Below are 22,927 nucleotides of genomic sequence, written 5' to 3'. Positions count from 1 at the left end.
GCCCTGGATTGATCGCTTTCGACGCCCGATGAGGGATCCGACGGTATAGCTCGGGGTTTGCGCTGTCGGTTCAGCCGAGAAAGGTCTAGTCGAATGCGAACACTGCGCTGGAAGCGTCGGCCCGTGAAGACCGCAGCCCCCGGATCGTGGGCTCGGCGCTGGGCCGCCGGCGTATCCACGGCACTGCTGGTGCCTATCGGAACGGTCATCGCGGGCGGCGCCGCCCCCGCGTCCGCCGGATTCAACCCCGCCGCCTTCGACTTCTGGGTCGACTCCGGGATGGGCCCGATCAAGACGCGCATTCTCCCGGCGCGAAACGGCAATACCAATCGCGTCGCCTACGTCCTCGACGGCATGCGCGCGCCGGAGAACCTCAACGGCTGGGAGATCGAAACGGATATCCCGAATGCGCTCGCCGCGGCGGATATCAACGTGGTGATGCCGGTCGGCGGTATGTCGAGCTTCTATGCCGACTGGAACTCGCCCAGCGAATTCTTCGGTATTGCCGGTAACGGCGCGCCGAACGCGGGCTCCGGCGCGGCCAACGCGCTCTCCGGCGGGCCCGGCAAGAGCTACCGGTACCAGTGGGAATCGTTCCTCACCAACGATCTGCCGAACGCCCTCGCCGGCCGGCTCGGCTTCAGCCGCCACCGCAACGGGGTGTTCGGGCTGTCGATGGGTGGCTCGGCCGCGCTGACACTGGCCGCCTACCACCCGGATCAGTTCTCCTTCGCCGGCGCGTTCTCCGGCTACCTGAACATCTCGGCACCCGGTATGCGCGAGGCCATCCGCATCGCCATGCTGGACGCGGGCGGCTACAACGTCGACTCGATGGCGCCGCCGTGGGGCCCGCAGTGGCTGCGGATGGACCCGTTCGTCTTCGCCCCGAATCTGGTCGGCAACAACACCCGGCTCTGGGTCGCCGCGGCCTCGGGCCTGCCGACCGGTACCGACGGCCCGAACATGAACACCGTCAACGGCATGGCGCTGGAGGCGCTGGCGCTGGCCAACACGCGCGCCTTCGAGGTCAGGATGGCGACGCTCGGTGCCCGCAATGTCGTCTACTCGTACCCGGCGTTCGGCATCCACGCCTGGAACAACTGGAACGACGAGGCGCTGCGGATGATCCCGGATATGTCGAACAACATCGGCTGACGCCTGTCGCCCGAGACAACCAGAACGCCCGGTGCATTCGTGCACCGGGCGTTTGTTTTCCGAGTGGAATCGTGGCCGAACCGGATGTTCACGGGTGCTGACCTGCTCCGCTCGACAGACCGGCTCTCCGGTTTAATACCGGCGAGTTCCGTTGCCCTTGCAAGTAATTCGTGGGTCGAATATCCTCCAGCGAGCGAAAGTGTGACCAGATCGTTGTTTCACCTGTCTGATCGGCCGGACTGTCGGGATCCGGGCCGATGTCGCCAGGCGGGTCTGGCATGCCACAACAGCAGAAAGAGAGCGGAATTCACATGCGTTTCGGCAAGGCCGCCGCGCCGAAGGGTGACCAGCCGGGCACGTCCCGGGGAGTTGCACCTCGCGGTTGGCGTAATCGAATTCTAGCTGTCGGCGCCGCAGCCCTCGTGCTGCCGATCGCCGCAGGGGCGGCCCCGATGGCGTTCGCCGCCCCCGCGTCCGTGCCGGCGCTGCGCGCGCCCGCCGGTGGCTACGAAGAGCTGATGGTGCCGTCGAAGATGGGCCCGGTGAAGGTCCAGGTGCAGTGGGCGCGCAACGGTGGCAACGCCGCGCTCTACCTGCTCGACGGCCTGCGCGCCCGCGACGACCGCAACGCCTGGTCCTTCGAGACCAACGCGATGCAGCAGTTCGCCAACGACAACGTCACCCTGGTGATGCCGGTCGGTGGCCAGTCCAGCTGGTACGCCGACTGGACCGCGGCCTCGAACACCAACGGCCAGAAGACCACCTACAAGTGGGAGACCTTCCTGACCGAGGAGCTGCCCGCCTTCCTCGAGGGCTACGGCGTCTCCCGCAAGAACAACGCGGTGCTCGGCCTGTCGATGAGTGGCCCGGCCGCTCTGCGCCTCGCCGCCCTGCACCGCGACCAGTTCAAGCACGCGTCCTCGCTCTCGGGCCCGCTGAACTGGGGTGCCCCCGGCATGCGTGAGGCCATCCGCGTGATGATGCTCGACGCCGGCCGCTTCAACGTCGACTCCATGGCCGCTCCGTGGAGCCCGGCGTGGCTGCGGATGGACCCGATGGTCTTCGCGCCCGAGCTGCGTGGCCTGCCGATGTTCATCTCCTCGGCCAACGGCCTGCCCGGCCAGCACGATCGTCCGGCCGGCCTCGGCGGCATGTACAACACCGCCAACGCCATGGGCATCGAGGCCATCTCGTTCGTCAGCACGCTGGCGTTCCAGAGCCGCCTCAAGTCGCTCGGCATCGCCGCCACCTTCGACTTCCCGGCCAACGGCACCCACTCCTGGAAGTACTGGGAGGACCAGCTGTGGAAGGCGCGTCCGCAGATCCTGGGCGCGCTGGGCGCCTGATAGTTTCCGCCCAGCAACGCTGAGAAGACCGGTTCACCCGCAGGGTGAGCCGGTCTTTTTGCTGTGCGGGGCGCTCGCGTGTCCTCCCGGGTTATCGGCCGGTACTGCGGTACAACGAACGATGAGGCAGTCCCAGGGCGGGGATGAGGAGGGTCGCGCGTGTTGAAACATCGTGTCCGAGCGCCGATGCGGCGGATCCTCGGTATGGCCGCCATGACCGCGGCCCTGCTCGCGCCGACGGTCGCGGTACCCGCCCACGCGCAGGCGCAGACCGGCGTCGCCGGGGTGCAGCGGGTGGAATGGCTCTCCGATCGCCGGGTGGCGATGTGGGTGTACTCGCCCGCCATGAACACGCCGATCCAGGTGCAGATGCTGCTGGCGCGCGACTGGAATGTCCGCCCCGACGCCAAGTTCCCGATGATGCTGATGCTGGACGGCCTGCGCGCCCAGGACGACGAGAACGGCTGGACCAAGGACGCCGACGCCGAGGGCTTCTACGCCGACAAGAACGTCAACGTGGTGCTGCCGGTCGGCGGCCAGTCCAGCTGGTACTCCGATTGGCTCGCGCCCGACAACGGCCACACCTACAAGTGGGAGACCTTCCTGACCAAGGAGCTCCCGCCGATCCTCGAACGCGATTGGCGCACCACGGAAGTACGTGGCGTGCAGGGCCTTTCGATGGGCGGTACGGCCGCGATGAACCTGGCGGGCCGCAATCCCGGCCTGATGAAGTACGTGGCCTCGTACTCGGGCCTGCTGACCACGACGACGCTCGGCATGCCGCAGGCGATCACCTTCGCCAACAAGGACGCGGGCGGCTTCGACGCGGTGTCGATGTGGGGCCCGCCCGGTGGGCCGGAGTGGGCGGCGCACGATCCCTATCTGCTGGCCGACAAGCTCAAAGGCGTCAGCATGTACGTCTCCAGCGGCAGTGGCCTGGCGGGCAATCACGACCAGCTGGGCGAGGTGCCGCTGCTGAGCGAGAACTGGGCCGGGACCGGCCTGGAGATCCTGGCGCGGCTGTCGACCGAGAACTTCGTCGCCAAGCTGGAGAAGCTGGCGATCCCGGTGCAGGCGAACTACCGTCCCGCGGGCACGCACACGTGGCCGTACTGGGATTTCGAGATGCGGCAGTCCTGGCCGCAGGCCGCCGCCGCGCTCGGCACCGATGCCGGCGGCACCACGTGCGGCACCGGTGGCGCGATCGGCCCGGCCGCCCAGGCCGCGGCCTGGCTGGGCAACTGCCTGACGGCGGAATACCCGGTGGCGGCGGGCATGGTGCAGGACTTCCAGAACGGGAAGGTGTTCCACTCCGCGGCGACCGGCGCGCACCCGGTCGGCGGCCGGATCGGCGGCACCTACGCCGGGATCGGCGGGCCGACGTCACCGCTGGGCCTGCCGACCGGGGACGAGCAGGGCCTGCCCGACGGCCGCGGCCGCATGCAGACCTTCGAGGGCGGCTCGATCTACTGGACGCCGCAGACCGGCGCGCAGGTGATGCGCGGCGCGTTCCTGGAGGAGTGGGGCAAGCAGGGCTACGAGCGCGGTCCGGCCGGGTATCCCGTCGCGGCCGAGGCGCGCACGCCCAGCCGCGACGGTTCGGTGCAGGCCTTCGAGCACGGCCCGATGTTCTACAGCCCGGCCACCGGCGCGCACCGGGTGCAGGGCTTCATCCTGGACAAGTACGCGGCGCTGGGCTTCGAGACCAGCCCGCTGGGCTTCCCGCTGGCCGAGGAGGCGCCGCTGAAGGACCTCGGCCGGTACAGCCGGTTCGAGGGCGGCAACATCTACTGGAGCCCGCTGTCGGGCGCGTGGTCGGTGCGCAACGGCGCGGTCGCCGACGCCTGGGGCGCGCAGGGGTTCGAGAACGGCAGGCTGGGGTATCCGGTCAGCGACGAATTCACCGTCCCCGGCGGGATCCAGCAGAATTTTCAGACCGGGTTCATCGTGGTGCGGGACGGCAAATCCGAAGTTCACGGGGTGTGAGCCCGGGCTGAGAACTCTCTGAGCTTCGCCGCGCGGTACCCGGCCGCCCCGGATGTCCGGCTAGCCTGGTCTGCGACCGCTTCCCTGACGAACGATCGAGGAAAGACATCTTCATGCATCGGATTCCTGGCAAGGTTGCCGGATCGGTCGCGGCCCTGGCTGCCGTCGCCCTGCTGTCCGCCTGTGGTGGCAACGATTCGACCGCGTCGCAGACGCCCACTCTCTCCTCGAGCGCGAGCGCCGCCGCCTCGGCCACGTCCCAGGCGCCCGCTACCGGTGACCACGGCGACCACGCGACCACCTCGAGCGCCGCGCCGGAGACCTCCGCCGCGCCCGAGCAGCCCCAGGCCGCGCCGGAGACCACGCCCGCGTCCACGCCCGCCTCCGACAAGGACAAGGCGTTCCTGGCCGAGCTGAGCAAGAACGGGATCACCCCGGCCAGCCCGGACATCGCCCTGACCGCGGCGGGCTACATCTGCTCCAGCCGCGCCACCGGTGCCTCCGATGCCGATATCGCCCCGTACGTCGCGGCGATCGCCGGTACCGACACCGCGTTCGACCAGTCCAAGATGGACGTCAACAAGGCAGCCCAGATCTACATCGCCGCCGCGACCTCCACCTACTGCTAGTGAACCCCCGACCGACGCGACGCACCCGCAGGCTCTGGCCCGCGGGGTGCCTGACCGTGCTGGCGCTGTTCGTCCTGGCGATCATCGTCATCGTGCTGCTCTGGTATCTGCTCGCAGGCCGGTTGCGGGAGCCCGGGCCGACGCCGCCCGGACCGCCGCCACCGACGTCGCAGTCGGCGGACTGTCCCGATGTGATGCTGCTCTCGATCCCCGGCACCTGGGAGTCGGCGAGCAACGACGATCCGTACAACCCGCACGCCAACCCGATCTCGCTGATGCTCAGCGTGTCGGGGCCGCTGCGGGCGCAGTTCCCGGACAACCGGCTCGAGGTCTACACGGTGCCCTACGTGGCCCAGTTCTCGAACCCGATCGCGTTCCCGCCGGACGGCCAGGCCTCCTACAACAACAGCCGCACCGAGGGCACCGCGCGGGCGACCGACATCCTGGCCCAGCGGCACAAGCAGTGCCCGCTGACCACCTACGTCATCGCCGGTTTCTCGCAGGGTGCCGTCATCGCCGGTGACGTGGCCGCGCAGATCGGCATGGGCAACGGCCCGGTCCCGGCCGACAAGGTGCTCGGCGTGACGGTGATCGCCGACGGCCGCCGCACCGCCGACACCGGCCCCGGCCAGCCCACCGAGATCGGTGACCCGCCGCCGACCGGCCAGGGCGCCGAGGTGGCGCTCAAGGGGATCAACGTGCCCGGCATCAGCATGACCGGCCCGCGACCCGGTGGTTTCGGCTCGCTGGCCCCGAAGGTGAACTCGATCTGCGCGCCCGGCGACATGATCTGCGACGCCCCGCGCGAGGCCCTCAACCCGGCCAACGCGCTGGGCAGCCTCGGCGCGCTGATCCGCTCGGCGGGCAATCCGGTACACGCGCTCTACGCCTCCAACACCGTGGACGGACAGGGCACCACCGCCACCCAGTGGACGGTGAACTGGGCGGCCGCACTCATCGAGAACGCGCCGCACCCACCGCATTCCTGAGCGGTGACTGGCGGAGTTGTCACAGTCACAGCGGGTGTGTGATTGCCATGGATCATGCCTCGCTGTGACATCCGCACTCCCATTCGCCCTCACGCTGTAAAGTGCGCTGATGATCGCGCCGACTTCTCTGCTACCGCGGAGTAGCCGGTGGCCCGAATACACCGCCTAGCACGCGCAGCGTGCAACAGCCAGGAGCGATGAGTTCATGACCGAAGCTGCCGCACCCGTCGGTGAGTTGACCGCGCTGGGTACGCCGCTGCGTCCGTTCCGCTTCGCGGCGGCGGGCGAGGGCAACAAGCAGGAGGGCGGCGCACGCAAGTTCGTCCAGACTGCGCAGCAGGCCGAGGAGATGGGGTACGACACCTTCGTCGTCCCCGATCACCTGGGCGACCAGATCGGTCCGATCGCCGCGCTCGGCGCGCTCACCCAGGCGACCGACAAGATCCGGCTCGGCACCTCGGTGCTGGCCAACGGCTTCCGGCATCCGGTCGTGCTGGCCAAGGATCTGGCGACCATCGACGTGCTGTCCAAGGGCAGGCTCGAGGTCGGCGTCGGCGCGGGCTGGATCAAGGAAGAGTTCGAGAACGCGGGCATCCCGTACGAGCGTCCCGGCGTCCGGCTGGAGAAGCTCGACGAGTCGCTGACCATCCTGGACACGCTGCTGCGCGGCCAGGAGTGCAACTTCGAGGGCAAGCACTACCAGGTGCGTGGCATCAAGGGCACCCCCCGACCGCGGCAGGGCCCTCGTCCCCCGCTGTGCACCGGCGGCGGTGGCCCGAAGATGCTGGCGCTGGCGGCCAAGCACGCCGACATCGTCTCGATCGTCCCGCAGACCACCAAGAACGGTAAGGGCCTGCTGTCCGGCATCACGCTGGAGAAGACGATCGAGAAGGTCAACATCGTCAAGGAGGCTGCCGGCGACCGGTTCGCCGACATCGAACTGAACTGGGCGATCACCGCGATCGTCATCACCGACGACCGGGAGAAGACCGCGGAGATGGCGCTGCGCGCGATCGAACGCGGCCTGCACCCCGATCTCGAGGTCGACGTGGAGCTCACCGCCGAGCAGATCCTCAGTTCGCCCTACATCGCCATCGGCACCTTCGAGGAGATCGCCGAACAGGTCAAGCGTGTGCGCGAACTCACGTCGATGTCGTATGTGGGCATCTTCCCCACCCAGATGGACGCATTCGCGCCTGTCATTCCGCTGCTGCGGGAGGACTGAGCGGGGGTTCTCTGTAACATGACTCTGGTTTGAGAACATCTAGCCGATAGCGGTCACCGCGCAGACCGCTCGAAAATCCGCAGGTTGTCAGGATCCACGCACGGCGTGTTCCGGGGGCCGGTGGCGATAGCGAGTCGGGGCCTCACGGGTCTCAACGCCGTAATGCGTTGGGAAAATTCACCGGTGTCCGGGCCTCGGAGGAGAAGAAGGAATGGAAGAGACTTTCGACGACTACCTGGACGAGACCGGGAACCTTGTGATTCCCGAGGGTCGGACCCTGGTCGATCACGTCGAGAAGCACACCCGTAACGATGCGAACACGCTCGCGTACCGCTACATCGACTACTCGCGGGAACGCGACGGCGAGGTGCACGAGCTGACCTGGCAGGAGTTCGGAGTTCGGCTGCGCGCGGTGGCCGCTCGCCTGCAGCAGGTGACCAACCCGGGCGACCGGGTCGCGATCCTCGCGCCGCAGGGCCTGGACTACGTGATCTCCTTCTTCGCGGCGATCTACGCGGGCACCATCTCGGTCCCGCTGTTCGACCCGGACGAGCCGGGCCACACCGACCGGCTGCACGCCGTGCTCGGTGACTGTGAGCCCTCGGCGATCCTCACCGCGACCTCCTCGGCCGCCGGTGTCCGTCAGTTCTTCCGCTCGCTGCCCGCCGCGCAGCGCCCGCGGATCATCGCGGTCGACGCGATCCCGGACACCCTCGGTGATTCCTGGGTCCGCCCCGACACCGCGATCGACGACATCGCCTACCTGCAGTACACCTCGGGCTCGACCCGGGTGCCCGCCGGTGTGGAGATCACGCACCGCGCGGTCGGCACCAACCTGCTGCAGATGATCAACTCGCTGAACATGAACGAGAACTCGCGCGGTGTCACCTGGCTGCCGCTGTTCCACGACATGGGCCTGCTGACGGTGATCCTGCCCGCGGTCGGCGGCAAGTTCATCACCATCATGTCGCCGAGCGCGTTCGTGCGCCGCCCCTCGCGCTGGATCAACGAGCTGGCCGCGGTCTCCGACGGCGCCGGCACGTTCGCGGCCGCCCCGAACTTCGCGTTCGAGCACGCCGCGGCCCGTGGTGTGCCGAAGGCGGGCGAGTCGCTCGACCTGTCGAACGTCATCGGCCTGATCAACGGTTCCGAGCCGGTGACGGTCTCGTCGATGAAGAAGTTCAACGAGGCGTTCGCCCCGTTCGGCCTGCCCAAGACCGCCATCAAGCCCTGCTACGGCATGGCGGAGGCGACGCTGTTCGTCTCGGCGACCAAGGCCGAGGACGAGGCCAAGTACATCTACGTCGATCGCGACGAGCTCAACCGGGGTCGGATGGTCCGGGTGGATCCGTCGGCCGAGAACGCCATCGCGCAGGTCTCCTGCGGTTACGTCGGTCTGTCGCAGTGGGCCGCGATCATCGATCCCGAGTCGGTGGAAAGCGCCGACGGCGGTCGTGAGCTGGCCGACGGGCAGGTCGGCGAGATCTGGCTGCACGGCAACAACATGGGCATCGGCTACTGGGGACGCCCCGACGAGTCGACCAAGACCTTCCGCAACCGGGTCACCGACCGGCAGCCGGGCGGGCACGCCGAGGGCACCGACGCCGACGCGAACTGGATGCGCACCGGCGACTTCGGCGTCTACTTCGAGGGTGAGCTCTACATCACCGGTCGCGTCAAGGACCTGGTGATCGTCGACGGCCGCAACCACTACCCGCAGGATCTGGAGTACTCCGCGCAGGAGGCGTCCAAGGCGCTGCGTCCCGGTTTCGTCGCCGCCTTCGCGGTGCCCGCCAACCAGCTGCCCGCCGAGGTCTTCGCGGCCGACAGCCACTCCGGCCTGAAGTTCGACGCCGACGACGCGTCCGAGCAGCTGGTCATCGTGGCCGAGCGTGGTCCCGGCGCGGGCAAGGCCGACCCGGCCCCGATCGCCGACGCGGTGCGCGCGGCGGTCTCGCTGCGGCACGGTGTGACCGCTCGTGACATCCTGCTCGTACCCGCGGGTTCCATCCCGCGTACCTCCAGCGGAAAGATCGCCCGGCGGGCCTGCAAGGCCGCCTACCTCGAGGGAACGCTGCGCGGTGGTTACACCCAGCAGGCTTTCCCCGATGCACCGGAAGAGTAATCGGCCGACCGGATCGGATCGACGCCCGGCGTGAGCGCACGTCGGGCGTCATTCCACGGCGCGCCCTGTACGCAGACAGGTAGCTTGAGGAATTGATGGCTGACAACGAGGGCACGCCCACCCAGAACCCCGAAGTCCCCGCGCAGAACACCCCGGCGGGTGATCTCTCGGTCGCCGACCTGCGCGAATGGCTGCGCAAATGGGTCGCCGACGCGACCGGGCAGTCGATCGACGCGATCACCGTCGACCGGCCGATGGAGGAGTTCGGGCTGGCTTCGCGCGATGCCCTCGCCCTCGGTGGTGACATCGAGGAACTGACCGGCGTCATCCTCACCCCGACGGTGGTCTACCAGCATCCGACGATCGCCTCGCTGGCCGAGGTCATCGTCAACGGCGAGCCGGAGCTGCCCGCCGACGAGGCGGACGACTACGCCGCCGCCTACCAGCCCGGCGAGACGCACGACATCGCCGTGGTCGGCCTGTCGACCCGGCTGCCCGGCGCGGGCAGCACCCCGGAGTCGACCTGGGAGTTCATCATCGGTCGCGGTGACGCGATCCGGGAGCTGCCGGAGGGCCGCTGGTCGGAGTTCCTCGGCGATGCCGGGGTGGCGCAGACCGTCGCGGAGTCCAACACCCTCGGCGGCTACCTGGACCAGGACGTGGTCAAGGGCTTCGACGCCGAGTTCTTCGCCATGTCGCCGGTCGAGGTCGAACGCGTCGACCCGCAGCAGCGCCTGATGATGGAGCTCACCTGGGAGGCGCTCGAGCACGCGCGCATCCCGGCCAGCGAGCTCAAGGGCGAGAAGGTCGGCGTCTTCGTCGGCTCGTCGAGCAGCGACTTCCAGCTGATCGCCTCGCTCGGCCTCGGCGACCGTGACCCGAACCTGCCGATCTCGGCGGAGGCCTACGCCCTGCTCGGCGCGTCGACCGGCATCATCGCCAACCGCGTCTCCTACTTCTTCGACTTCCGTGGCCCGTCGGTCACCGTCGACACCGCCTGCTCCTCGACCATCGTCGCGGTCCACCAGGCCGTGCGCGCGCTGCGTGACGGCGAGGCCGACGTGGCGCTGGCCGGTGGCGTGAACATGATCCTGGCCCCCGTCATCACGCTCGGTTTCGAGAAGAACGGCGCGGTCGCCAAGGACGGTCACATCAAGGCGTTCTCCAACGACGCCGACGGCATGGTCCGCTCCGAGGGCGCGGGCCTGGTCGTGCTCAAGCGCCTGGTCGACGCCGAGCGCGACGGCGACAGCATCCTCGGCGTGATCAAGGGTTCCGCGGTGAACTCCGACGGCCGCTCCAACGGCCTGTTCGCGCCGAACCCGGAGGCCCAGGCCGACGTCCTGCGCGCCGCCTACCGCGACGCGGGCATCGCCCCGTCCACCGTCGACTACATCGAGGCGCACGGCACCGGCACCCCGATCGGTGACCCGATCGAGGCCGAGGCGCTGGCCCGCATCGTCGGCCGCGGCCGCGACGCCGACAAGCCCGCCCTGCTCGGCTCCGCCAAGACCAACTTCGGCCACCTCGAGTCCGGAGCGGGCGCGGCCAGCCTGGCCAAGGTGCTGATGTCGTTCCAGCACAACGTGATTCCGCCGAACATCAACTACGCGGGCCCGAGCCCGTACATCCCGTTCGAGCAGGCCAACCTCAAGGTCGTCGACGAGCCGACCGAGTACCCGCGCTACAGCGGCGTCGCGACCGTCGGTATCTCCGGCTTCGGCTTCGGTGGCACCAACGCGCACGTCGTGCTCCAGGAGTACGTGCCGTCGCCGCCGGTCGTCGAGGACGTGACGGCCGAGCAGGTCGCCGCCGAGCAGGTCGAGGGCGAGGAGACCACCGATGTGGTCGCCGAGGCCACCGCGATCACATCGGCCGCCGCCGAGCCGGAGCAGCCGGTCGCCGTGGAGTGGGACGGCGAGCGCGCCGAACCGCTGCCGGTGATCCTGGCCGTGTCGGCCTACCTGCCCTCGCGCCGCAAGCGCGCCGCGGCCGAGCTGGCCGACTGGCTGGCCGGCCCGGGCAAGGACGTCCCGCTGACCGACGTCGCCCGCGCGCTGGCCAAGCGCAGCCACCAGCGCTCGCGCGGTGTGGTGCTGGCCAAGACGCACGAGGAGGCCGTCGCCGGCCTGCGCGCCATCGCCGAGGGCAAGCCCGGCGCCGGTGTCTTCACCGCCGATTCCCCGGCGGCCGCCCCGCCGGTCTGGGTGATGTGTGGCTTCGGCGCGCAGCACCGCAAGATGTCCAAGCAGCTCTACACCGAGAACTCGATCTTCCGTAAGACGGTCGACGAGGTCGACGAGCTGGTCCAGGACGAAGCGGGCTACTCGATCCGCGAGATGTTCCTCGACGACGAGCAGGACTACGACGTCGGCACCTGCCAGGTCGGCATCTTCACCACCCAGCTGGGTCTGGCCGCGGTGCTGCGCGCGCACGGCGCGGAACCCGCCGCGGTGGTCGGTCATTCGATGGGTGAGGTCGCGGGCGCGTACATCGCGGGCGGCCTGACCCTGGAAGACGCGGTGCGCGTGATCTGCGCCCGTTCGCGCCTGATGGGCGAGGGCGAGCAGATGATCACCGAGGACGACGTGCGCAATATGGCGCTGGTCGAGCTCAGTGCCCACGATGTCGCCGAGCTGCTGCCGCGCTTCCCCGACGTGGAGTGCGCGGTGTACGCCGCGCCGACCAACACCGTCATCGGCGGACCGCGCGAGCAGGTCGAGCAGATCGTCGCCGAGGTGGAGGGCATGGGCAAGTTCGCCCGCATCCTGCCCACCCGCGGCGCGGGCCACACCTCGCAGATGGACCCGCTGCTCGGCGAGCTGGCCGCCGAACTGGCCGGCATCGAGCCGACCTCGCTGAAGACCGGCCTGTACTCGACCGTGCACGAGGGCCTGTTCTTCAAGCCCGGTTCCGAGCCGATCCACGACGAGCCCTACTGGGTGAAGAACATGCGCCACGCGGTGTACTTCACCAACGCGATCAAGGCCGCCGTCGACTCCGGGCACACCACGTTCCTGGAGCTGGCGCCCAACTCCGTCGCGCTGATGCAGGTGCTCGGCACCACCTTCGCCGCCGGTGTGCACGACGCGCAGCTCATCCCGACGCTCAAGCGCAAGGAGGACGAGTCCGCCGGTGTCATCGGCGCGCTCGCCCAGCTCTACGTGCACGGCCACGCGGTGAACCTGAGTTCGCTGCTGCCCGAAGGCGATTACGCCGACGTGCCGCGGACGGCGTTCGTGCGCAAGGAGTACTGGCCCGCGGTCGCGATGTCCTCGGGTGGTGGCAACACCAGGGTGCCCGGCGCGCACGTCGCCATGCCCGACGGCCGCCACGCCTGGGAGGTGCAGGCCGCCTCGGTCACCGACCTGGCCGCGCTGGTGAAAACCGCTGCCGCGCAGGTGCTCTCCGATGTCGCCGTGTCGGTCTCGCACCCGCACGCCGCGCTGCCGACCACCGGCACCCTGACCACCACCCTCACCCCGCACCTCGGTGGCGCGTCGGTGCAGGTGCACGCCAAGGGCGCCACCGGTTTCGCGCTGCTGTTCGACGCGGTCGTCACCTCCGGTGCCGCGCTGCCCGAACCCGTTGTCGCCGAGACCGTTCCGGCGGCCGTCGCCGCGCCGACCGCGGCCGAGGTGGCCGTGGCGACCAGCGACCGCTGGGACCCCAACGGCAGCGAGACCGTCGAGCAGCGGCTGTGCGTGATCGTCGCCGAGTCCATGGGCTACGCCGTCGAGGACCTCCCGATGGAGATCCCGCTGATGGAGCTGGGCCTGGACTCGCTGATGGCGATGCGCATCAAGAACCGCGTCGAGTACGAGTTCGACATCCCGCAGCTGCAGGTCTCGGCCGTGCGCGACGCGAGCCTCAACGAGGTCTCCAAGGTGCTGCGCTACGCGATCGAGCACCGTGACGAGGTCGCGGCGATGGCGGAGAAGCAGGCCGCGGCCAAGGCCGCCGGTGAGGACGTCGAGATCGGCGTCGACGCGAACTTCGTCGAGGCCGCGCGGGCCGCGATCGCGGCGGGCGGGGATCCGCTGGCCGCGGCGAAGGCCGCCGGTGCGGAGTTGCCGTCGGAAGGTGGTGTCGCCGAAGCTGTTCCGGCCGAGGCCGCCCCGGTCGTCGAAGCGGCCGCGCCGGTCGCCGAGGTGGCGCCGGTCGCCGAGCCGGTGACGCCGGATGTCGACTACTCGGCCCCGGCCGGGGACGAGGACAACGTTCCGCCACGTGACGCTGCCGAGCGGCTGACCTATGCCACCTGGGCCTTGGTCACCGGCGCTTCCCCCGGCGGCATCTTCAACACCCTCCCGATTCTCGAAGAGGAGGTCGCCGAGAAGATGGCGGCCCGTCTCACCGAGCGGGTGGGTGCCGAGGTCACCGTCGACGATGTGCTCGATTGCGAGACCATCGAGCAGCTGTCCGACATCGTCCGCAACCTGCAGGACAGCGGCGCCGATGTGGACGGGTTCATCCGCCCGCTGCGCGTTCGTCCCGAAGGTTCCGACACCGTCCCGGTTTTCGTGTTCCACCCGGCCGGTGGCAACACGCTGGTCTACGAGCCGCTGATGAAGCGCCTGCCTGCCGATACCCCGGTCTACGGATTCGAGCGGGTCGACGGTTCCATCGAGGAGCGCGCGCGCCAGTACCTGCCCGAGCTGCGCAAGATTCAGGGCGAAGGTCCGTACGTGCTCTACGGCTGGTCGCTGGGTGCCGTGCTGGCACTTCAGGTGGCGCAGTTGCTGCGCGCGGAAGGCGCCGACGTACGCCACGTCGGCCTGATCGACCTCGCCATCACGGTCGAAGCCGAGGACAACAGCCCGGCCGAGCGCCTGGCTCGTCTCGAGCGCTACCAGGCCTTCGCCAAGAAGACCTACAACGTCCCCGCCGAGTTGGACCAGGAGCAGCTCGAAGAGCTGGCCGCGGCAAGCGATGACGACCAGATCAAGATGATCATGGATCTGGTCAAGCTCAGCGGTGCCAAGATCCCCGGCGGCGTCCTCGAGCACCAGCGGACTTCGTGGATCGAGCAGCGTGCGCTTCAGCAGGCACAGCCGAGCCAGTACGACGGTGACGTCGTGCTCTACCTGGCCGATCGCTACCACGACGGTGCCATCGAGCTCGAGCCGCGCTACGCGGATCGTCGCCCGAACGGTGGCTGGGACGAGTACATCCCGAACCTGGAGATCGTCAACATTCCCGGCGACCACCTCCAGATCGTGGACGAACCGCGAATCGGCCAGATCGGCGCGGATCTGTCCGCCAAACTGGCGAAGATCGCCAAGGGAGAGAAGTGAGCACTACCGCGGAAAAGCTTGTCGATCTACAGCAGCGCCTCGAGCTCGCCAAGGAGCCCGCGGGTGCGAAGGGGATCGAGAAGCGAGCGCGGAAGGGCATTCCCAGCGCCAGGGATCGCATCAACATGCTGATGGACCCGGGCACCTTCGTCGAGATCGGTGCCCTGGTCCGCAAGCCCGGTGACCCGACCGCGCTCTACGGTGACGGTGTCGTCGTCGGGCACGGTCTGGTCGAGGGCAGGCCGGTGGCGGTGTTCTCGCACGACCAGACCGTCTACGGCGGTTCGGTCGGTGAGGCGTTCGGCCGCAAGCTCTGCGGGATCATGCAGTACGCGTCCAAGGTCGGCATTCCGCTGGTCGGCATCAACGATTCCGGCGGCGCGCGCGTGCAGGAGGCGATCAGTTCGCTGGCCTGGTACGCCTGGATGGCGACCAATCTCGAGCCGCTTTCCGGCATGGTGCCGCTGGTCTCGCTGATCCTCGGCAACTGCGCCGGTGGCGCGGTGTACGAGCCGATCTGCACCGATGTGGTGGTGGCGACCGAGTCGGCGCACATGTTCGTCACCGGTCCGAAGATCATCAAAGAGGTCACCGGCGAGGACGTCAGCCTCGAGGAGCTCGGCGGCGCGCGCACGCAGGCCGAGTACGGCAACATCCACCACGTCGCCAAGGACGAGGACGCGGCGTTCGCCTGGGTCCGCGAGTACCTGGGCTACATGCCGAGCAGCTGCCAGGAGCTGCCGCCGGTGGTCAATCCCGGTCTGGAGCCGGAGATCACCGACACCGACCGCGAGCTGAACACGCTCATGCCGGACTCGGACAACGCCGGCTACGACATGCACGACATCCTGCTGCGCATCTTCGACGACGGTGAGTTCAAGGAGATCAGCGCCGAGACCGGCCAGAACATCATCACCGGGTTCTCCCGCGTCGACGGCAACACCGTCGGGGTCGTCGCCAACCAGCCGCTGGCCTCGGCCGGCGCGCTGGACGCGCGTGCCTCCGACAAGGCCTCGCATTTCGTGCGCCTGTGCGACGCGTTCGAGATCCCGCTGATCTTCGTCGTCGACACCCCCGGCTTCCTGCCCGGTGTCGAGCAGGAGAAGGTCGGCGTGATCAAGCGCGGTGGCCGCTTCCTGTTCTCCTACGTGGAGGCCTCGGTCCCCAAGATCACCCTGGTGGTCCGCAAGTCCTACGGCGGCGGCTACGCGGTGATGGGCTCCAAGCAGCTCGGCGCCGACATCAACCTGGCCTGGCCGACCGCCCGCCTCGCGGTCATGGGCGCCGAGGGCGCCGTCAGCCTGCTCGGTGCGGCCCAGATCGCCGCCGCCCCCGAGGATCAGCGCGCCGCCATCCGCCAGAACCTGATCGACTTCTACAACGCCAATATCGCCACCCCGTGGGTAGCCGCCGAACGCGGTTTCATCGACGCGGTCATCGAACCGGCCACCACCCGCCTGGAGATCCGCCGGGCGCTGAAGTTGCTCCAGGACAAGAAGATCCAGCGCAACCCGCGCAAGCACCACGTCCTGCCGCTGTAGCAGGCACGCCGACACCCGAACGGGCCGCCCCGGAGTCTCCTCCCGGGCGGCCCGTTCGTATGTGCGGGGGGGGGGCGTTCGGGCTCCGCGGGGGCGACGACAACCGGCCTGCTACAGTCCGCTCCGAAGAGTTTTCCCGACGGTGCGTCGGGAAAACTGCGATAGCGAGAGTTGGGCTTCGATGGTGAGTGGTTTTCCAGGCGTCGACGGGTTCCTCGGTACCAGGGCGTCGTTGGCGATGGACATGATGGTGCTGGTCATGGCGCTCGTCGTGGTGGTGCTGGCGTGGAGTGTGTACGCGGTCAGGAGCCGGCGGAAGTTCCGCTGGCACAAGGTGGCCCAGCTCCTGCTCGGGTCGGGGCTGCTGGTCGCGGTGGTGCTGTTCGAGGTCGACGTCCGGTTCAACGGGTGGCAGGATCGCGCGGCCGGGGTCGTCGGCGGGAGCGCGTCGGCGGCGGTGTGGACGGCGCTGATCGTGCACCTGGCGTGCGCGGTGTTCTCGGTGGCGCTGTGGCCGGTGGTGATCGTGCGGGCAGTGCGCGCCTTCGGGTCGCCGCCGGGGCCCGGCGCACACAGCGCCTCGCATCGCCGCTGGGCGCCGATCGCCGCGATCGGGATGACGCTCACCGCCGTCACCAGCTGGGTGTTCTACGTCCTGGCCTTCGCCGTCTGATCAGCGAGTCGGCAGCACGGACAGGTACGGCCCGACCAATTCGGTTGCCGCCGTGGCGGTCCGCTCGAGGTCCGCGCCGCTTTCGAGCAGGCGGGAGGCGGCGTGCACGATGCCGTCGATGAGGGCCGCGACGGTGGCGGGGTCGTCGGTGCCGAGGGCGCGCAGCGCGGTGATCAGCGGCGCGCGCAATCCCTCGTGCAGTTCCCGGCTGTAGGCGGCGATGTCGTCGTCGATGATCGCGGCGAGGACCCGGGCCAGGGCGTGCTCGCCGCCGGCGACCAGGTCGAGGTTGGCCCGCACGTAGGCCAGGACCGCCGCGGCCGGATCGGGGGCGGCGGCCATGGCCGCCGAGACCCGGTGGGCCCACTGGGGGAAGGTGTCGGCCAGCAGCTCGGCCAGCAGCTGGTCACGGGAAGCGAAGTATTGATACACGCTGGGACGCGCGAGTCCGGCGCGCGCGGCCACCTCGGTGAGCGTCGGCGGCCGGGACGGATCGGCCATCAGGATGGCGCGCGCGGCGTCGAGCAGGGCACGGCGTTGCGCTTCGCGGTGCTCGGCGAGTGTGGCGGCTTGAATCCTCGGCACCGGGCCTCCTGAAGAATCCGGCCGGATCGGGCCGCCGGTGCTGTCACCGGCGGCCCGACAGGGAAAGTCAGGCGACAGTGGCCTTTTCGATGATGACGTCGTCGACCGGGACATCCTGGTGGGGGCCGGCGTTGCCGGTGGAGACGGCGGCGATCTTGTCGACGACCTCGGTGCCCTCGGCGACCTTGCCGAAGACGGCGTAGCCCCAACCCTGGCCCTGGGGGGCGGTGTGGTTGAGGAAGGCGTTGTCGGAGACGTTGATGAAGAACTGGGCGGTGGCCGAATGCGGGTCGTTGGTGCGGGCCATCGCGACGGTGTACTTGTCGTTCTTGAGGCCGTTGGTGGCCTCGTTCTGGATCGGCGCCTGAGTGGGCTTCTGCTTCAGGCCGGGCTCGAAGCCGCCGCCCTGCACCATGAAACCGGGGATGACGCGGTGGAACACGGTGCCGTTGTAGTGGCCGGCGTTCACATAGTTCACGAAGTTGGCGACCGTGTTCGGCGCGGCCTGGTCGTCCAACTCGAGCACGATCTGTCCGTAGTTGGTTTCGAGATTCACCTTGGTCATGCCGTCGAGTCTAGGGACGGGAAGGGTCGGGAGAAGACCGGGGTCCGCACGGGCGCGGACCGCTGCCGAAAAATCGCGGCCGGGTGCCCGTGGGCGGCACCCGGCGCGAATATTGCCTACGATGTGTATGGAACCCGCGTGCGAGTGCGAGACGCACGCGGGTTCTTTTATCGCATACCCAGGCAATTCACCGAATTCGAGGTGACCGCGCGGTCATTCGAATTCACCCCGGAATTGTCAGGGGCCGACCGTGATCGGCACCGCCGGGGTGGTGGTGTTGGTGACCTTGTAGACGCCGGTCACCGTGCCCGTTGTCGCGCTGGTCGGGCAGCCGAAACCACCGGTCACCTTGATGGGCGCCGGGGAATTCGTGGCCTGGACCGTGGACGGGGTGCCGTTGGTCCAGGTGCCCGCCAGCGAGGCCGGTGCGGTGGGCGCGACGACCACCTTGCAGGAGGCCAGACCGCTGGTCTGGATCACCATGCCGCCGGTCGGGACGTTGATGGTCCCCGAGATCGGCGAGCCGTTCTGGCCCGTGATCGACCAGCTGCCGCTCGTCGTCACGGTCGCGCTGACACCCCACATGCTGGTCGAGCAGCCGGTGAAGCTGGGCGCGCTGATCGGCACGGTGACCGGCCCGCTCGGGTTGGTGTTCCCCGGCGCGGCGGGCACCGCGCCGGTCGCGGTGGAGGTGTTGCAGGTGATGGTGACGCCACCCGCGACGGCCTTGACCACACCCTGGTTGGTGGCCTGGACCGCGGCGCCCGCCGGGCTGACGGTCGTCGAGGCCTGCGCCGCGGCGGGGCCGATGCCCAGCGAGGCCGCGGCGATCGCACACCCGGCTGTCGCCACTGCGGTGCGTGCGAAGAAGTTGCTGTGGAACATGCGTACTCCTTGGTGAAATCGACATCTCCGGGATGTGAAGATGTCGTGTTCAAGAGTACGAAGGCCGTAATTCTGTAGCGCGTTATTCGCGCCTACCATTTCATTCGGGAACCTTCGCGTTTCGGCCTCCGGGAAATCGCTCCGGCTTTAAAATGCGGGACTGTAACCGTCTGTAACAGTTACTGCTTTTCGTAGTTATATGCACTCTGCACACTGGTAGCATCGAAAAACTCCTGTGCCGCACCCGCTCGTCGGTCGATCGCCCCGCCCGGACCTGGATCGATAGCGGATTCGCATAATGCTGGAACCTCCGGCCGTGCGGCGCGATCCCGGTGCTCGGTGAAGTCGGCGCACGTCGCACGCTTAATGAAACGCTTGAACTTCACACCATAGCGTGCTCCATGTCCGACGGCATGGCGTGCGACCCCTCACAACCACCCTGGTGCGGATACCATGGCGAACCGTGCCAGACGCCGCAACAGCTGTTCTCACCAAGCCACCCGCCGAACCGGTGGCGTCCGCGAAGGACTACACGATCGCGCGATGGATCGCGCTCGTCGCCGGAATCCTCGGCGCCCTCTTCGCGGTGGCGACGCCATTCCTGCCGGTCACCCAGACGACCGCGCAGCTGAATTGGCCGCAGAACGGCAAGCTCGGCAATATCCAGGCACCGCTGATGTCGCAGGTGCCGATCGACCTGAACGCCACCATCCCGTGCTCGGCGGTCGCGACGCTGCCGGCACAGGGCGGCATGCTGCTGGCCACCGCGCCGCCGCAGGGCGACCGGGCCGCGCTCGAGGCGCTGTTCGTCCGCGTCTCCGACACCTCCGTCGACGTCGTCGACCGCAACGCGGTGGTCGCCTCGGCGGACCGCGCGGCGATGGACCAGTGCTCCGCGATCGTGATCAGCTCCGACCAGAACCGCACGACGGCGGTCTTCGAGGGCATGACCAAGGAGATCGAGCGGCCGATCCCCGGTCAGCCCGGTGCGGTCGAGACCGTCCAGGTGCCGGTGCAGGGCCAGCTCGCCGGTGACCTGCGGCCGCAGATCGTCGGCGTGTTCTCCGATCTGAAGGGCGCTGTGCCGCAGGGCCTGTCGCTGACCTCGACGATCGACTCCCGCTTCTCCTCCAGTCCGTCGGTGATCAAGCTGGTCGCGATCATCGCCGCCGTGCTGTGCACGCTGCTGGCGCTCGGCGCGCTGGCCCGGCTCGACGGCAGCGACGGGCGCGGGCACCGCCGGTTCCTGCCGAAGAACTGGCTGAAGCCGACCTGGGCCGACGGCGCTGTCATCGGCACGCTGCTGGTCTGGCATTTCGTCGGCGCCAACACCTCCGACGACGGCTACATCCTGTCGATGGTCCGGGTGGCCCCCGACGCGGGCTACATGGCCAACTACTTCCGCTGGTACGGCGTGCCCGAGGCGCCGTTCGGCTGGTACTACTACGTCATCCAGGTCTTCGCCGAGATCTCCACGGCGAGCCCGTGGGTGCGCCTGCCCGCGCTGCTGTGCGGCATCCTGTGCTGGATGGTCATCAGCCGCGAGGTGGTGCCCCGCCTCGGCAACGCGGTGAAGCGCTCGCAGGTGGCGCTGTGGACCGGCGGACTGGTGTTCCTGGCGTTCTGGCTGCCGTTCGACAACGGCCTGCGCTCGGAGCCGATCGTCGCCCTCGGCGCGCTGCTCACCTGGGTCTCCATCGAGCGCGCCATCGCCACCGGCAGACTGCTGCCCGCCGGGATCGCGGTGCTGATCGCGGCCTTCACCCTGGCCGCCGCCCCGACCGGCCTGATGTGTGTGGCCGCGCTGCTGGCGGGCATCCGGCCGTTGGTGCGGATCATCGTGCGCAGGCACCGGCAGTTCGGCACCTTGCCGCTGCTGGCCCCGATCGCGTCGGCCGGTCTGCTGGTGCTGGTCGTGGTCTACGGCGATCAGACCTTCGCCGGTATCCAGGAGGCCAACCGGGTGCGCCAGGCCACCGGCCCGAACCTGGCCTGGTACGAGGACTACCTGCGCTACTACTATATGTTCGTCGAGACCGTCGACGGCTCGCTGGCCCGGCGCTTCGCCTTCCTGGTGATGCTGCTGTGCCTGTTCACCACGCTGCTGGTGCTGCTGCGCCGCCGCCAGGTGCCCGGCATCGCGTCCGGTCCGACCTGGCGGCTGATGGGGATCGTCTTCGGCACGATCTTCTTCATGATGTTCAACCCGACGAAGTGGACCCACCACTTCGGCGCCTACGCGGGCATCGCGGGTTCGCTGGCGGCGGTGACGGCGGTGGCGGTCTCACAGAGCGCGCTGCGCTCACGCAAGAACCGGGCGATCTTCCTGGCCGGGTTGCTGTTCGTGCTCGCGCTGTCGTTCTCGGGCATCAACGGTTACTGGTACGTGTCCAGCTACGGCGTGCCGTGGTTCGACAAGACCATCTCGCTGCGCGGGATCAACTCCAACACGGTGATGCTGATCCTGTTCGGCGTGGCACTGGCGCTGGTCGGCTGGTACGCGCTGCGCGAGGACTACGTGAAACCGCAGCCCTCGGCGAAGACCGTGCGGGGCAGGCGGATCCGCAAGTTCGCCGCCATCCCGCTGACCGTCGTGGTCGGCCTGATGGTGCTGTTCGAGGTGCTCTCGCTGGTCAAGGGCGCCACCCAGCAGTACCCGGGGTACTCACTGGCCCGCTCCAACATCGACGCGCTCGGCGGCAACGCCTGCGGCCTGGCCAACGACGTGCTCGTCGAAGCCGACCCGAACGGCGGCAGGCTCGACCCGATCGTCGATCCGGCCACGCCGCTCACCGACCCGAACGATCCGCTGGCCGGAACCGGCTCGGTCGGCTTCACGCCCAACGGCGTGCCGGGCGATCTGTCCGCCGACGCGGTCGAGGTGAAGCCGGGCACCGGCAACACCAGCAACCAGTCGGTGGGCGCGGCCTTCGCCGAGGGCGAGAGCGCGGGCACCGGCGGCGGTGAGGGCGCGCTCGGCGTCAACGGGTCGACCGTGGCCCTGCCGTTCGGGCTCGACCCGGCGCAGACCCCGATCCTCGGCTCCTACCAGGAGGGCGTGCAGCAGCCCGCGCGCCTGGAGTCGTCCTGGTACGGGCTGCCCGCCCGCTCCGACGACTCGCCGCTGGTCGTGATCTCCGCGGCCGGTCGCATCGCCTCCAAGGACGACACCGGCGCCGACAAGTACGGCCAGTCGCTGCTCGTCGAGTACGGCACCCGGAACCCGGACGGCAGCGTCGCCACGCTGGGCACCTACCTGCCGCGCGATATCGGCCCGTTCCCGTCCTGGCGCAACCTGCGCGTTCCGCTGGCCGACCTGCCCGCCGAGGCGAACGCGGTCCGCATCCTGGCCAACGACCCGATCCTGATCGGCGACCAGTGGCTGGCGTTCACCCCGCCGCGGGTGCCCGAGCTGCAGAAGCTCGACTCCTTCATCGGCCGTACCCAGCCGGTGCTGCTGGACTGGGCTGTCGGCCTGCAGTTCCCGTGCCAGCGGCCGTTCGCCCACCGCAACGGCGTCGCCGAGGTGCCGAACTACCGCATCCTGCCGGACCGCCCGCTGGCGATCTCCTCGACCGATACCTGGCAGGCTCAGGAGTTCGGCGGTCCGCTGGGCTTCTCGCAGATGCTGGCGGGCCGGGTCACCATCCCGACCTACCTGAAGGACGACTGGGCGCGGGACTGGGGCTCGCTGGAGCGCTACGACCAGTACCTCAAGGCCGAGCCCGCGAAGCTGACGACGGGCACCGAGACCCGCGACGGGCTGTGGACGCCGGGCCCGCTGCGCGTGTTCTGACCGCCGCCGAAAAGTAGGAAGGCGGGGGGCCCCCCCCGGGGGGGGGCGCCCGGGGTGCGGGGGGGGATTAAAAACAGTCGCGGGGCCCCCAAAGGGCAGGGGTGTTGTGGGGGGGGGGGGGGGGGGAGGG

14 protein-coding genes are annotated in these 22,927 nt (G+C 69.1%); 11 read left to right on the top strand and 3 right to left on the bottom strand.

Annotation, left to right across the window (positions count from 1 at the left end; genetic code table 11):
- Positions 1-93: 93 nt before the first annotated feature.
- The 10 genes from ACFVW6_RS09135 (at position 94) to ACFVW6_RS09090 (ending at position 16,966) form a co-directional block, all read left to right on the top strand.
- On the top strand, positions 94-1,155 hold the full coding sequence (locus ACFVW6_RS09135) for an alpha/beta hydrolase (protein ID WP_378824761.1): 1,062 nt from the start codon (positions 94-96) through the stop codon (positions 1,153-1,155).
- Positions 1,156-1,466: 311 nt separating this feature from the next.
- Positions 1,467-2,501, top strand: a complete 1,035-nt coding sequence (locus ACFVW6_RS09130; protein WP_355283675.1) for an alpha/beta hydrolase family protein — start codon at positions 1,467-1,469, stop codon at positions 2,499-2,501.
- Positions 2,502-2,705: 204 nt separating this feature from the next.
- Positions 2,706-4,487, top strand: a complete 1,782-nt coding sequence (locus ACFVW6_RS09125; RefSeq protein ID WP_378825678.1) for an alpha/beta hydrolase-fold protein — start codon at positions 2,706-2,708, stop codon at positions 4,485-4,487.
- Between the two features lie 113 nt (positions 4,488-4,600).
- Positions 4,601-5,116 (top strand): DUF732 domain-containing protein, encoded by a 516-nt coding sequence (locus ACFVW6_RS09120; protein ID WP_378824764.1) that lies wholly within the window; start codon positions 4,601-4,603, stop codon positions 5,114-5,116.
- Positions 5,110-6,105, top strand: coding sequence for a cutinase family protein (locus ACFVW6_RS09115; RefSeq protein ID WP_378825680.1), 996 nt, complete (start codon positions 5,110-5,112; stop codon positions 6,103-6,105). Before ACFVW6_RS09120 ends, ACFVW6_RS09115 begins: the two co-directional genes overlap by 7 nt.
- A 205-nt stretch (positions 6,106-6,310) precedes the next feature.
- A complete protein-coding gene (locus ACFVW6_RS09110; protein WP_357345785.1) occupies positions 6,311-7,330 on the top strand; it encodes an LLM class F420-dependent oxidoreductase in 1,020 nt (339 codons plus the stop codon).
- Between the two features lie 211 nt (positions 7,331-7,541).
- On the top strand, positions 7,542-9,455 hold the full coding sequence (gene fadD32, locus ACFVW6_RS09105; protein ID WP_357345787.1) for a long-chain-fatty-acid--AMP ligase FadD32: 1,914 nt from the start codon (positions 7,542-7,544) through the stop codon (positions 9,453-9,455).
- 95 nt (positions 9,456-9,550) lie between these two features.
- A complete protein-coding gene (gene pks13 / locus ACFVW6_RS09100; protein WP_378824768.1) occupies positions 9,551-14,752 on the top strand; it encodes a polyketide synthase Pks13 in 5,202 nt (1,733 codons plus the stop codon).
- Positions 14,749-16,293, top strand: a complete 1,545-nt coding sequence (locus ACFVW6_RS09095; RefSeq protein WP_355283652.1) for an acyl-CoA carboxylase subunit beta — start codon at positions 14,749-14,751, stop codon at positions 16,291-16,293. Before pks13 ends, ACFVW6_RS09095 begins: the two co-directional genes overlap by 4 nt.
- 184 nt (positions 16,294-16,477) lie before the next feature.
- Positions 16,478-16,966: a DUF420 domain-containing protein gene (locus ACFVW6_RS09090; RefSeq protein ID WP_378824770.1), complete on the top strand. Its 489-nt coding sequence runs from the start codon at positions 16,478-16,480 to the stop codon at positions 16,964-16,966.
- On the opposite strand, the gene ACFVW6_RS09085 is transcribed toward ACFVW6_RS09090, so the two are convergent.
- The 3 genes from ACFVW6_RS09085 to ACFVW6_RS09075 form a co-directional block, all read right to left on the bottom strand.
- Positions 16,967-17,551 (bottom strand): TetR/AcrR family transcriptional regulator, encoded by a 585-nt coding sequence (locus ACFVW6_RS09085; RefSeq protein WP_378824772.1) that lies wholly within the window; start codon positions 17,549-17,551, stop codon positions 16,967-16,969.
- 67 nt (positions 17,552-17,618) lie between these two features.
- The gene (locus tag ACFVW6_RS09080) at positions 17,619-18,116 is read right to left on the bottom strand and encodes a peptidylprolyl isomerase (RefSeq protein ID WP_378824774.1); all 498 of its coding nucleotides are present in this window, start codon (positions 18,114-18,116) and stop codon (positions 17,619-17,621) included.
- Between the two features lie 237 nt (positions 18,117-18,353).
- Positions 18,354-19,001, bottom strand: coding sequence for a hypothetical protein (locus tag ACFVW6_RS09075; protein WP_378824776.1), 648 nt, complete (start codon positions 18,999-19,001; stop codon positions 18,354-18,356).
- 463 nt (positions 19,002-19,464) lie between these two features.
- Between ACFVW6_RS09075 and ACFVW6_RS09070 the strand changes: the two genes are divergently transcribed.
- The gene (locus tag ACFVW6_RS09070; RefSeq protein ID WP_378824778.1) at positions 19,465-22,797 is read left to right on the top strand and encodes an arabinosyltransferase domain-containing protein; all 3,333 of its coding nucleotides are present in this window, start codon (positions 19,465-19,467) and stop codon (positions 22,795-22,797) included.
- The last annotated feature ends 130 nt before the right edge of the window (positions 22,798-22,927 follow it).

Origin of the sequence: Nocardia sp. NPDC058244, from assembly GCF_042882065.1 — a bacterium.
Classification (GTDB): Bacteria; Actinomycetota; Actinomycetes; order Mycobacteriales; family Mycobacteriaceae; genus Nocardia.
The sequence above is the reverse complement of the archived record's forward strand: the minus strand, read 5'-3'. Positions and strand labels throughout refer to the sequence as shown.

Bases quoted from the DNA above. Each gene is read 5' to 3' on its own strand.
- ACFVW6_RS09135 (WP_378824761.1), top strand. From the start codon at position 94: ATGCGAACACTGCGCTGGAAGCGTCGGCCCGTGAAGACCGCAGCCCCC.
- ACFVW6_RS09130 (WP_355283675.1), top strand. From the start codon at position 1,467: ATGCGTTTCGGCAAGGCCGCCGCGCCGAAGGGTGACCAGCCGGGCACG.
- ACFVW6_RS09125 (WP_378825678.1), top strand. From the start codon at position 2,706: ATGGCCGCCATGACCGCGGCCCTGCTCGCGCCGACGGTCGCGGTACCC.
- ACFVW6_RS09120 (WP_378824764.1), top strand. From the start codon at position 4,601: ATGCATCGGATTCCTGGCAAGGTTGCCGGATCGGTCGCGGCCCTGGCT.
- ACFVW6_RS09110 (WP_357345785.1), top strand. From the start codon at position 6,311: ATGACCGAAGCTGCCGCACCCGTCGGTGAGTTGACCGCGCTGGGTACG.
- fadD32 (WP_357345787.1), top strand. From the start codon at position 7,542: ATGGAAGAGACTTTCGACGACTACCTGGACGAGACCGGGAACCTTGTG.
- pks13 (WP_378824768.1), top strand. From the start codon at position 9,551: ATGGCTGACAACGAGGGCACGCCCACCCAGAACCCCGAAGTCCCCGCG.
- ACFVW6_RS09080 (WP_378824774.1), bottom strand. From the start codon at position 18,116: ATGACCAAGGTGAATCTCGAAACCAACTACGGACAGATCGTGCTCGAG.
- ACFVW6_RS09075 (WP_378824776.1), bottom strand. From the start codon at position 19,001: ATGTTCCACAGCAACTTCTTCGCACGCACCGCAGTGGCGACAGCCGGG.